The organism is Streptomyces sp. adm13(2018) (genome assembly GCF_008042145.1).
GTDB lineage: Bacteria > Actinomycetota > Actinomycetes > Streptomycetales > Streptomycetaceae > Streptomyces.
Window position 1 is genome coordinate 774,911 of sequence record NZ_RDBH01000141.1, and the last position, 11,093, is coordinate 786,003.

An 11,093-nucleotide genomic window follows, 5' to 3' on the forward strand; every position below is an offset into this window, starting at 1 on the left:
GGAGAGGGGTGGGCGGTCATGCGGGGAACTCCTGACCCTGGACGGGGACCTGGGACTGGATCGCCGTGATGGCGACCGTGTTGACGATGTCGCTGACCAGCGCGCCGCGCGAGAGGTCGTTCACCGGCTTGCGCAGACCCTGCAGCACGGGGCCGACGGCCACGGCACCGGCCGAACGCTGCACGGCCTTGTAGGTGTTGTTGCCGGTGTTGAGGTCGGGGAAGATCAGCACGGTCGCCTGCCCCGCCACCTCCGAGTCCGGCAGCTTCGTCGCCGCGACCGAGGGCTCGACGGCGGCGTCGTACTGGATGGGCCCCTCGATCCGCAGCTCCGGACGCGCTCCGCGGACCAGCTTCGTCGCCTCCCGCACCTTGTCCACGTCCGCGCCGGAGCCCGAGGTGCCGGTCGAGTACGAGAGCATCGCGATCCGCGGCTCGACACCGAAACGGGCCGCGGTGGCCGCCGACTGGACGGCGATGTCCGCGAGCTGCTCGGCGTTCGGATCCGGGTTGACCGCGCAGTCGCCGTACACGAGGACCTTGTCGGCGAGGCACATGAAGAACACCGAGGAGACGATCGAGGCGTCCGGCTTCGTCTTGATGATCTCGAACGCGGGCCGGATCGTCGCCGCCGTGGAGTGCACCGACCCCGACACCATGCCGTCGGCCAGACCCTCCTGGACCATCAGCGTGCCGAAGTAGTTCACGTCGGACACCACGTCGTACGCCAGCTCCACCGTGACGCCCTTGTGCGCCCGCAGCGCCGCGTACTTCTCCGCGAACGAGTCCCGCAGCTCCGAGGTCGCCGGGTCGATCAGCTGCGTGTCACCGAGCGCGATGCCCAGGTCGGCGGCCTTCTTGCGGACGACCTCGACGTCACCGAGCAGGGTCAGGTCGCACACGTCGCGGCGCAGCAGCACGTCCGCGGCGCGCAGCACCCGCTCCTCGGTGCCCTCCGGGAGCACCACCCGGCGCCGGTCGGCGCGCGCCTGCTCGATGAGCTCGTGCTCGAACATCATCGGGGTGACCCGGCCGCTGCGCGCCACCGAGACCCGCTTGAGCAGGTCGGCCGTGTCCACGTGCCGCTCGAACAGGCCGAGGGCCGTCTCCGCCTTGCGCGGCGTGGCCGCGTTCAGCTTGCCCTCCAGGGCGAAGAGTTCGGTGGCGGTCGGGAAGCTGTTGCCCGGCACGGAGATGACCGGAGTGCCCGGCGCCAGCCGGGCCGCCAGGGTCAGGATCTCGTCGCTCGGCCGCTCGTTCAGGGTCAGCAGCACCCCGGCGATCGGCGGGGTGCCCGCCGAGTGCGCGGCCAGCGCCCCGACGACCAGGTCGGCCCGGTCCCCGGGGGTGACGACCAGGCAGCCCGGCGTCAGCGCGTTGAGGAAGTTCGGCAGCATCGCGCCGCCGAAGACGAAGTCCAGCGCGTCGCGCGCGAGACCCGCTTCGTCGCCGAGGACGACGGAGGCGCCCAGCGCGTGCGTGATCTGCGCGACCGTCGGCGCGGCCAGCGCCGGCTCGTCCGGCAGGACGTAGCAGGGCACCGGCAGCCGGGCGGCGAGGCGCTCGGCGATGACCTCCCGGTCCTCGGCCGCCACCCGGTTGACGATCATGGCGAGCACGTCGCAGCCGAGACCGTCGTACGCCCGGAAGGCGTTGCGCGCCTCGGACCGTACGGACTCCGCCGACTGGCCCTTGCCGCCGACCACGGGTATGACCGAGGCGCCGAACTCGTTCGCGAGCCGGGCGTTGAGCGCCAGCTCGTCGGGGAGCTGGGTGGCGGCGAAGTCGGTGCCGAGGACGAGGACGACCTCGTACTCCCGGGCCACCGCGTGGAAGCGGTCGACCAGCTGCGACACCAGCTCGTCGGTGCCCCGCTCGGCCTGGAGCGCGGAGGCCTCGTGGTAGTCCATGCCGTAGACCGTCGAGGCGTCCTGCGAGAGCCGGTAGCGGGTGCGCAGGAGGTCGAAGAGCCGGTCGGGACCGTCGTGCACCAGCGGCCGGAACACCCCCACCCGGTCCACCTGTCGGGTGAGGAGCTCCATGACTCCCAGCTCGACGACCTGGCGGCCGTCACCGCGGTCGATCCCGGTCACGTACACGCTGCGCGTCACGCCGTGGTCTCCTGTCCAGTCCTGCGGAAAACGGGACTCACGGAGCCGGGGCGAGCGCTGCCCTCACGGCACGCTCGCGGCCCGTACGCCGGTCGACGCCGTCGAACCTCGCGTCCACCGGCGGTGCTCAGAAAGCCCCGATAGGGCGGCATTACCCCCTTGACAATACCCCCGCCGATGGTTAGGCCGCCCGCCGGACGAAGGGCCCCGCAACCCGGGACGAAAGGCCTCCCGCGTCCGCTCCGGAGCGGACGCGCGGCGCGTCCGTGAACGCACCCCTCGCGCCGAACGTGTGAGAATCGCTGTGGCTCACCAAGGAACGCGACCGAGCAGGAGACACAGCACGATGCGCATCGGAGTTCTCACCGCAGGCGGCGACTGCCCCGGCCTGAACGCAGTGATCCGGTCGGTCGTGCACCGGGCGCTGACCGGCCACAACGACGAGGTCATCGGCTTCGAGGACGGGTTCAAGGGCCTCCTCGACGGCCACTTCCGGCCCCTCGACCTCAACGCCGTCAGCGGCATCCTGGCCCGCGGCGGCACCATCCTCGGCTCCGCCCGCCTGGAGCGGAACCGGCTGGCCGAGGCCGCCGCGTCCGCCCCCGACCTGGCCCGCGAGCACGGCATCGACGTCCTCATCCCGATCGGCGGCGAGGGCACCCTGACCGCCGCCCGGATGCTCTCCGACGCGGGCATGCCCGTCGTCGGCGTCCCCAAGACCATCGACAACGACATCTCGTCCACGGACCGCACCTTCGGCTTCGACACCGCCGTCGGCGTCGCCACCGAGGCGATGGACCGGCTCAAGACCACCGCCGAGTCCCACCAGCGCGTGATGGTCGTCGAGGTGATGGGCCGCCACGCCGGCTGGATCGCCCTGGAGTCCGGCATGGCCGGCGGCGCGCACGGCATCTGCCTCCCCGAGCGGCCCTTCCAGGTCGACGACCTGGTCAAGATGGTCGAGGAGCGCTTCGCCCGCGGCAAGAAGTTCGCCGTCATCTGCGTCGCCGAGGGCGCGCACCCGGTCGAGGGCTCAATGGCGTACCAGAAGGGCGAGATCGACCAGTTCGGCCACGAGCGCTTCCAGGGCATCGGCAACCAGCTCGCCGTCGAGCTGGAGCGGCGCCTCGGCAAGGAGGCCCGCCCGGTCATCCTCGGCCACGTCCAGCGCGGCGGCACGCCGACCGCGTACGACCGGGTGCTCGCGACCCGCTTCGGCTGGCACGCGGTGGAGGCCGCGCACCGAGGCGAGTTCGGCCGCATGACGGCGCTGCGCGGCACGGGCGTCGAGATGGTCCCCCTGGCGGAGGCGGTCACCCGCCTGAAGACGGTCCCGGAGGACCGGATCCGCGAGGCGGAGTCGGTGTTCTAGGCGGAGTGGGATCGGCTGGGCGGCCGGCGGGGGACTGCCCCGGTGGTCGTCGCCTGCACCGGCCCGCCGGTCCCCGGCCGATCGGCCCGCCGGTCCCGGCCGAACGGCCCGCCGGCCCCGGCCGAACGGCCCGCCGGCCCCGGCCGAACGGCCCGCCGGCCCCGGCCGATCGGCCCGCCGCGCGGGACCTCCGGCCCGAACCGTCCCGGACTCCCGCCGGGGCCCGCGTACACCCGAGTGGCCCCGACCGCACCCCCGTGACGGTCGGGGCCACTCCGCTGTGCGCGGTGTCACCCCCGGAATTGCCGGGATCCACTCTTGAGCCCGGGCGCGGGATCAACAAGGCTTGGGGCTTGTCCCGGACATGTCCCAACCCGTGTCCGGGGGAGCCCGGCGGAGGCCGGCAGGGGCGTGGCGGAGTCCGGCGGCGCGCGCCGGAGGGGGAGAGGCACGGATGGCAGCGGGGCGGCACACCCCTGACCCGCGGGAGGCGCGCACCCCCGCCGAGTTCCTCGCGGCCCTCCAGGCCCTCAAGGAACGGTCGGGGCTGACCTACCGCGAGCTCTCGTCGAGGGCGGAGGCACGCGGGGACGTCCTGCCCCGGTCGACGGTGGCGAACATGCTGACCCGCGCGACCCTGCCCCGCGAGGAACTGCTGGCGGCCTTCGTCCGCGCCTGCGGGGCGACGCCGGACGAGCTCACGGAGTGGCGGAGGGCCCGGACGGAGCTGGCGGGCCGGGGGACGGACGACGCGGCCGGAGACGTACCCGACGGCGGGGACGGCGGGTCAGTGTGGACCCCCGGCGCAAAGGGCCGCGGGTCCGGGCAGGTCCCCGAGGCGGTCGGGGACGTACCCGACACCGGGGAGTGCGGGCCCGGGAAGGTCCCCGAGGCGGTCGGGGACGTACCCGACACCGGGGAGTGCGGGCCCGGGAAGGTCTCCGAGGCGGTCGGGGACGTACCCGACACCGGGGAGTGCGGGCCCGGGCAGGCCCCCGAGGCGGCCGGGGACGTACCCGACACCGAGCGCCGCGACTTCGTGCGGGCCTCCGACACCGGTGGCCATAGGCCCGTGCATACCCCCGAGGCCGCCGACAGCATCCCCGACCGACCGGAACCGGTCGGGCCGCCGCCCTCCTGGCCCGGTGGCGAGGACGCCCTCCGGCCGCCGGGAGACGCGTCCGGCGCCCCGGCCCGCATAGGGCGCGCGCTCGTCGCCGCCGTCGCCGTGACCGGACTCGTGCTGGCCGGGTTCAGCGTCCTCGCCCTGCTCCGCGGCGGCGGCACCGGCCACGCGGGATCGCCGCCCCGCACCTCCACCGCGGCGCTCCCCGCCGCCGTCGCGCCCGTCGCCGGAGACGTACGCATCCGGGTGGCCGGTACCGGCTTCTGCCTCGGCGAGCGGCGCGGCACCCGATCCGGACAGGTCCACCAAGTGCCGTGCGCGGGAACGGACTTCCCCCGCTACTCCCTCGCGCCGGCGGGCGCAGGCCGGTGGCGGATCGTCTCCGACCACCCGGACTTCGGCCCCGGCTGCTCGGGGATACCCTCCGGCGGCCGGATATCCGACGCCGCGTACGAGGACTCCGAGTGCGGGGACCCCAGCCGGGTCGAGTCCTTCGCCCTGGAGGCGTATGCCCCCGCCGGCGGCGCCGTGCGCGGTTACCGGATCGTCCCGGTGGGCTCGGCGACCCCCGGCGCCTGCGTCACCGTGGTCGGCGACCGCGCGGCGGCCTGGGCGAAGCTGATCCAGGCGCCCTGCACCCCGGACGCGGCCGGCCAGCTCTTCTCCTTCGAGCGCCGGAACTGAGCACCGCAGGACCGCCCACCGGCCGCCGGGTGCCTGGCTCACGAACCACGAACCGCCCTGCGACGCCCCTCAGGGTCGCTCGACCAGCCGCGCCCTCAGCGCCGTCACCACCTCCCGGTCGAGGCCGACATGGCCCGTGACGTACGCGTCCACCGAGCCGTAGCGGGCGCGCAGGTCCGTCAGGAACAGGCGGATGACGTCGGCGGGTGCTCGGCCGTAGGACGGCCAGTGGAGTTCGCGGTCCGGGTGGGCGGCGTGCCAGTCGGCGATCAGGCGTTCCGTGGCCAGCTCGGTCAGGGCGAAGTCCGCCAGGACCTCCTCGTCCGGGACGCCCAGGAGGGCGAGGACGACGGCGGCGAGCAGGCCCGTGCGGTCCTTTCCCGACGCGCAGTGGAAGACGAGCGGGCCATCGGCGGTGGCGATCACCTCCAGGGCCGTACGGAGTTCCCCCGCGCCGTCCTCGGCCACCTCGGCGAACCGGTCGGCCAGGTAGCGCCAGGGGTCGAGGTCCGGGTCGATCTCCGCCTGGTCGTAGGGGCGGTGCTCGATGGAGAGGTTGTGCCAGGAGACCCCCTCCGTCTCCGGCAGCCGGCCCTTGGCGGCGATCTCCCACGGATAGCGCAGGTCGATCACCGTCACCACGCCGAGCGCCCGGAAGCGCTCCAGATCGGCGGGATCCGCGTCCGCCAGCTTCGCGAGGGAGTCGGAGCGGTAGAGAGCGCCCCACCGCACGGTTCCGCCGTCGGCGGTCCGATAGCCGCCCAGATCACGGAAGTTGTGGAGTCGCTCGAAGGGTATGTGTCGTCTCACCGCGTCAATGTACGGGCCGGGCGGTGGGATTCGGGGCGCCTCGTTCGCACCCGACCCGCCGGGCTCGCCGCCAGGCGCCCCACGCCCCGAAGGCCGCGGATGCGTGTCACATACAATCTCGGCTGCGGTCCGCGCCGGGCCGCAGGGGAGGGAATTCTTTCGTGGCCCATTCGGACCTCATCGACCTGACCGGCCCCTGGGGCCGCATCCTCAGCGGTACGCCGCTGAACCACGAGACCCATACGCGGGCGGGCCAGTCCATGGCCGTCGACCCGGTCACGCACGAGCTCTTCGTGGTGCAGGTGCGGGGCGTGCCCACCGACGGGGACCTGTGCGTCTACCGCATGGACCGCAGGACCGGGCGCCCGATCGACACCATGCACCTCACCGGTTTCGGTCACGGGAACCAGATCGGTGCGCAGCACCTCAACGGCACCACCCACCTCTGGACGGACGCCGGGCCGCTCCTGGGCGACTACGGCACCCGGGTGGCCCGGGTCCCCTACCGCCCCGGGCAGACGCTCACCCCGTCCTCGCCCGGCGTCACGACGCCCTTCCGTCCCACCCCGGACGCCGAGCAGTCGTCGCCGAACGTCGACCCCGTGTACCACCGCCTCACGGTCCGTTACATCACCGGCGCCGCGGGCAAGGAGCGGGTCTTCTTCCGCCAGTACCCCATCGACCCGGTCACCGGTGACGTCACCTGGACCGCGACGAGGACCATCGAACTGCCCCTGGGCGGGTTCTTCGTGAACCACAAGACGCCCACCCCGCAGGGGTTCGCCTCGCTCGGCGAGTACCTCTACGGCATGTGCATCGAGCCGATGGGCGACGAGGCGCGGCTGCTGTTCGGCTTCAGCGGCAGCCTCACCACTCCGCGCGAGGCGACGATCTGCTTCCTCTCGACGGACGCGCCGGTCCAGGGCGTGAAGCTCCTGACGGACTGGACCGCGCTCACCGGCGTCTCCGGGGCGACCCCGCAGACGGGCGTGATGAGCCCGCGCGGGCGCCTGGTGTCCCTGGCCGGGACCACCTTCCTCCAGCTGCGCGGCGGCTTCGACTGCGACATCACCGCCGAGGGCCCGTTCGCCCAGCTCCCGCCGACGCTGACCCCCAGCCGTACGGTCAGGGCCGAAGTCACCCGCAACAACCAGGGCGGCCGCTGTGTCTGCCGGGTGGAGGTCGACTCCCGCGGACGGCTCTCCGTGTTCGGCCCGACCGCCGACAACCGCATCACCTGGATCGGTCTCGATAACTTCTCGGCGGCCTGGCGCTGACGGACCGTCTCCGCGCCCGTACCCCCGTCGCCTTCCCCACGTTCCCGGAGGATCCCTCATGCCCCGCATCAGCACCAGCCGCCGCAGCCTGCTCACCGCGGCATGTGCATCGAGCCGATGGGCGACGAGGCGCGGCTGCTGTTCGGCTTCAGCGGCAGCCTCACCACTCCGCGCGAGGCGACGATCTGCTTCCTCTCGACGGACGCGCCGGTCCAGGGCGTGAAGCTCCTGACGGACTGGACCGCGCTCACCGGCGTCTCCGGGGCGACCCCGCAGACGGGCGTGATGAGCCCGCGCGGGCGCCTGGTGTCCCTGGCCGGGACCACCTTCCTCCAGCTGCGCGGCGGCTTCGACTGCGACATCACCGCCGAGGGCCCGTTCGCCCAGCTCCCGCCGACCGGCGCCTCGAGGGCGCCGTCGCCGGGGGCGGCGTGCCCGTACGGGCGGCGGCTCGTGCCGTCCCGCGGCGGGACCGGGACCGGAGCCGGCACCGGCGTCGGCCCCGCCGCCGGCAGGGGCAGTCGTACCGTGAACTTCGCCCCGCCCCCCTCCGCGTCCGCCACGTCCAGCGTGCCCGTCGCGCGTGACACCGCCTGGCCCACCAGCGCCAGCCCGAGGCCCCGGCCCGGGCCCCGGGTCGTCCAGCCCCGGCCGAGGACCGCGTCGCGGTCGGCCGGGCGGACGCCGGGCCCGGTGTCGGCGACCCGGAGGAGCAGCTCGCCGTCCCCCGCGCGCGCCGCGACCGTGACCGTCACCCGCGCCTGGGGGCTGCCGCCCGCGGCCTCCACCGCGTTGTCGATGAGGTTGCCGAGGATCGTCACCAGGTCCCGGGACGGCAGGGCCGCCGGCACCAGGCCGTCGTCGATCCGGCTGTCCTCGGTGAGGACCAGTTCCACGCCCCGCTCGTTCGCCTGCGCCGCCTTGCCCAGCAACAGGGCCGCCAGCACCGGCTCGCCCACCGCGTCCACGACCCGGTCGGTGAGCGCCTGGGCCAGTTCCAGTTCGGCCGTCGCGAACTCCACCGCCTCCTGGACCCGGCCCAGTTCGATGAGGGACACCACCGTGTGCAGCCGGTTCGCCGCCTCGTGCGCCTGCGAGCGGAGCGCCTCCGTGAACCCCCGCTCCGAGTCCAACTCCCCCGAGAGCGACTGAAGTTCGGTGCGGTCCCGGAGGGTGGCGACCGTACCGCGCCGCTCTCCTCCCACCACCGGCCGGGTGTTCACCACCAGCACCCGGTCCGCCGTCAGGTGGGTCTCGTCGACCCGCGGCTCCGAGGACAGCAGCGCCCCGGTGAGCGACGCGGGGAGGCCGAGCTCGGCGGCCGGACGGCCCACGACCCCGTCGTCCAGACCGAGCAGTTCCCGCGCCCCGTCGTTGATGAGCGCGATCCGCCGCCGTCCGTCGAGCATCACGAGCCCTTCGCGAACCGCGTGCAGCGCGGCCTCGTGATAGTCGTGCATCCGGCTCAGCTCCGTCGCGTTCATGCCGTGCGTGTGGCGCCGCAGCCGCGCGTTCACCACGTACGTCCCCGCCCCGCCGAGCGCGAGCGCCGCGCCCGCCATCCCCAGCAGCGCGGCGACCTGCTCCCGTACCTGCTCGCTGATCCTGTCGATGGTGATGCCGGCGCTGACCAGCGCGACGACCCGACCGCCGCTGTCGAAGACGGGTGCCACCGTCCGCACGGAGGGGCCGAGCACCCCCAGGTGGGTCTCGGAGTACGGCCGGCCCGCCGCCGCCTCCTCGATGTGACCGAGGTACGTCCGGCCGATCTGCTCCGGCTCGGGGTGGGTCCACCGGGTGCCGTCCGGCGCCATGATCACCACGAAGGCCACGTCCGCGTGGCGGCGCAGGGCCTCGGCGTACGGCTGGAGCACCGCCGTGGGGTCGGCCGACCGGGCGGCGGCGACCACGGAGGGTGAGTCCGCGACGGCCGCGGCGGTCGCGGTGGACTGGCGCCGCGCGGTCTCCTCGGCCTGCGCCCGGTCCGTGACGTACGCGAAGACCGCGCACCCGGCCACGACGACGGCCACGAGCACGACCTGCATCGCGAAGAGCTGGCCGGCCAGGCTGCGGGGACGGGGGAGGGGGAGACGCATGCGGGTAAGTGTGCACGTGGGACGGTGCGCCGACGCCCCGCGTTCCCGAATCGTGCCCTGCCCGAGCCGCCCGCACCCCCTCCGTACCTTTCGGTCGTGAACGAAACGTACGCAACCGTGACCCCGGTCACAGGCTGATGGATGCTCTCGGAGTCCACCGGGGCGTGGACACCCATCAGCACGAGGAGGACCCCGTGGCCGCACGACGGGACCGTACGCACTATCTGTATCTGGCTGTGATCGGCGCCGTGGTGCTCGGCATCGCGGTCGGGTTCCTGGCGCCCGGCGTCGCCGTCGAGCTGAAGCCGCTGGGCACCGGCTTCGTGAACCTGATCAAGATGATGATCTCGCCGATCATCTTCTGCACGATCGTGCTCGGCGTCGGGTCGGTCCGGAAGGCCGCGAAGGTCGGCGCCGTCGGAGGTCTCGCACTCGGCTACTTCCTCCTCATGTCGACCGTCGCGCTCGGGATCGGCCTCGTCGTCGGCAACCTCCTGGAGCCCGGCTCCGGGCTGCACCTCACCAAGGAGCTGGCCGAGGCGGGCGCCAAGCAGGCCGAGGGCGCGAGCGAGTCCACGCCGGACTTCCTGCTCGGGATCATCCCCACCACCATCGTCTCCGCCTTCACCGAGGGCGAGGTGCTCCAGACCCTCCTCGTCGCCCTGCTGGCCGGCTTCGCGCTCCAGGCCATGGGGGCGGCCGGCGAACCGGTTCTGCGCGGGATCGGGCACATCCAGCGGCTCGTCTTCCGCATCCTCGGCATGATCATGTGGGCCGCGCCGGTCGGCGCGTTCGGCGCGATCGCCGCCGTGGTCGGCGCGACCGGCGTCGACGCGCTCAAGTCCCTCGCCGTCATCATGATCGGCTTCTACCTGACCTGCGCGATCTTCGTGTTCGTGGTCCTGGGGACTCTGCTCAGGGTGGTCGCCGGGCTCAACATCTGGAGCCTCCTCAGGTACCTGGGCCGCGAGTTCCTGCTGATCCTCTCCACCTCCTCGTCCGAGTCCGCGCTGCCGCGGCTCATCGCCAAGATGGAGCACCTGGGGGTCAGCAAGCCGGTCGTCGGCATCACCGTGCCGACCGGCTACTCCTTCAACCTCGACGGCACCGCGATCTACCTCACGATGGCCTCGCTCTTCGTCGCCGAGGCGATGGGCGACCCGCTCTCCGTGGGCGAGCAGATCTCCCTCCTCGTCTTCATGGTCATCGCCTCGAAGGGGGCGGCGGGCGTCACCGGCGCCGGTCTCGCCACCCTCGCGGGCGGCCTCCAGTCGCACCGGCCCGACCTGGTCGACGGGGTCGGCCTGATCGTCGGCATCGACCGCTTCATGAGCGAGGCGCGCGCCCTGACCAACTTCGCGGGCAACGCGGTCGCCACGGTCCTCGTCGGCACCTGGACGAAGGAGATCGACAAGGAGCGGGTCGCGGAGGTGCTCGCGGGGCGGGTGCCGTTCGACGAGAAGACGCTGGTGGACGACCACGCGCCGACCGCTGACGGCACGCCGGTGCCGGACCAGCGCGCCGAGGAGGGCGAGGAGAAGGCCCGCGCGGGCGTCTGAGCCTCCGGGGGCGGGGGCGGGCCGCCCGTAGGCCTGGCCAGGCCGGGTCAGGTCAGGCC

The 11,093-nt window shown here is 73.5% G+C and carries 6 protein-coding genes and 1 pseudogene; 4 read left to right on the plus strand and 3 right to left on the minus strand.

The genetic code is table 11. The features are described 5' to 3' along the window. Window positions 1–16: 16 nt before the first annotated feature. Window positions 17–2,110, minus strand: a complete 2,094-nt coding sequence (pta, locus tag EAO70_RS31720; protein WP_148006239.1) for a phosphate acetyltransferase — start codon at window positions 2,108–2,110, stop codon at window positions 17–19. 346 nt (window positions 2,111–2,456) lie between these two features. On the opposite strand from pta, the gene EAO70_RS31725 reads away from it, so the two are divergent. Both EAO70_RS31725 and EAO70_RS39715 read left to right on the plus strand, forming a co-directional pair. Continuing rightward, window positions 2,457–3,482, plus strand: coding sequence for an ATP-dependent 6-phosphofructokinase (locus tag EAO70_RS31725; protein ID WP_148006240.1), 1,026 nt, complete (start codon window positions 2,457–2,459; stop codon window positions 3,480–3,482). A gap of 454 nt (window positions 3,483–3,936) precedes the next feature. Next, complete coding sequence (locus tag EAO70_RS39715) at window positions 3,937–5,292, plus strand: helix-turn-helix domain-containing protein (RefSeq protein WP_261993131.1); 1,356 nt, start codon at window positions 3,937–3,939, stop codon at window positions 5,290–5,292. Between the two features lie 69 nt (window positions 5,293–5,361). On the opposite strand, the gene EAO70_RS31735 is transcribed toward EAO70_RS39715, so the two are convergent. Beyond that, window positions 5,362–6,102 (minus strand): tyrosine-protein phosphatase, encoded by a 741-nt coding sequence (locus tag EAO70_RS31735; RefSeq protein WP_148006241.1) that lies wholly within the window; start codon window positions 6,100–6,102, stop codon window positions 5,362–5,364. 161 nt (window positions 6,103–6,263) lie between these two features. Here EAO70_RS31735 and EAO70_RS31740 point away from each other — a divergent pair, with 161 nt between their 5' ends. Continuing rightward, complete coding sequence (locus EAO70_RS31740) at window positions 6,264–7,379, plus strand: hypothetical protein (protein ID WP_148006242.1); 1,116 nt, start codon at window positions 6,264–6,266, stop codon at window positions 7,377–7,379. 503 nt (window positions 7,380–7,882) lie between these two features. On the opposite strand, the pseudogene EAO70_RS31745 reads toward EAO70_RS31740, so the two are convergent. Next, a pseudogene (locus tag EAO70_RS31745) lies at window positions 7,883–9,475 on the minus strand (ATP-binding protein); the annotation flags it as partial. 137 nt (window positions 9,476–9,612) lie between these two features. Here EAO70_RS31745 and EAO70_RS31750 point away from each other — a divergent pair. Next, the gene (locus EAO70_RS31750) at window positions 9,613–11,034 is read left to right on the plus strand and encodes a cation:dicarboxylate symporter family transporter (protein WP_148006243.1); all 1,422 of its coding nucleotides are present in this window, start codon (window positions 9,613–9,615) and stop codon (window positions 11,032–11,034) included. The last annotated feature ends 59 nt before the right edge of the window (window positions 11,035–11,093 follow it).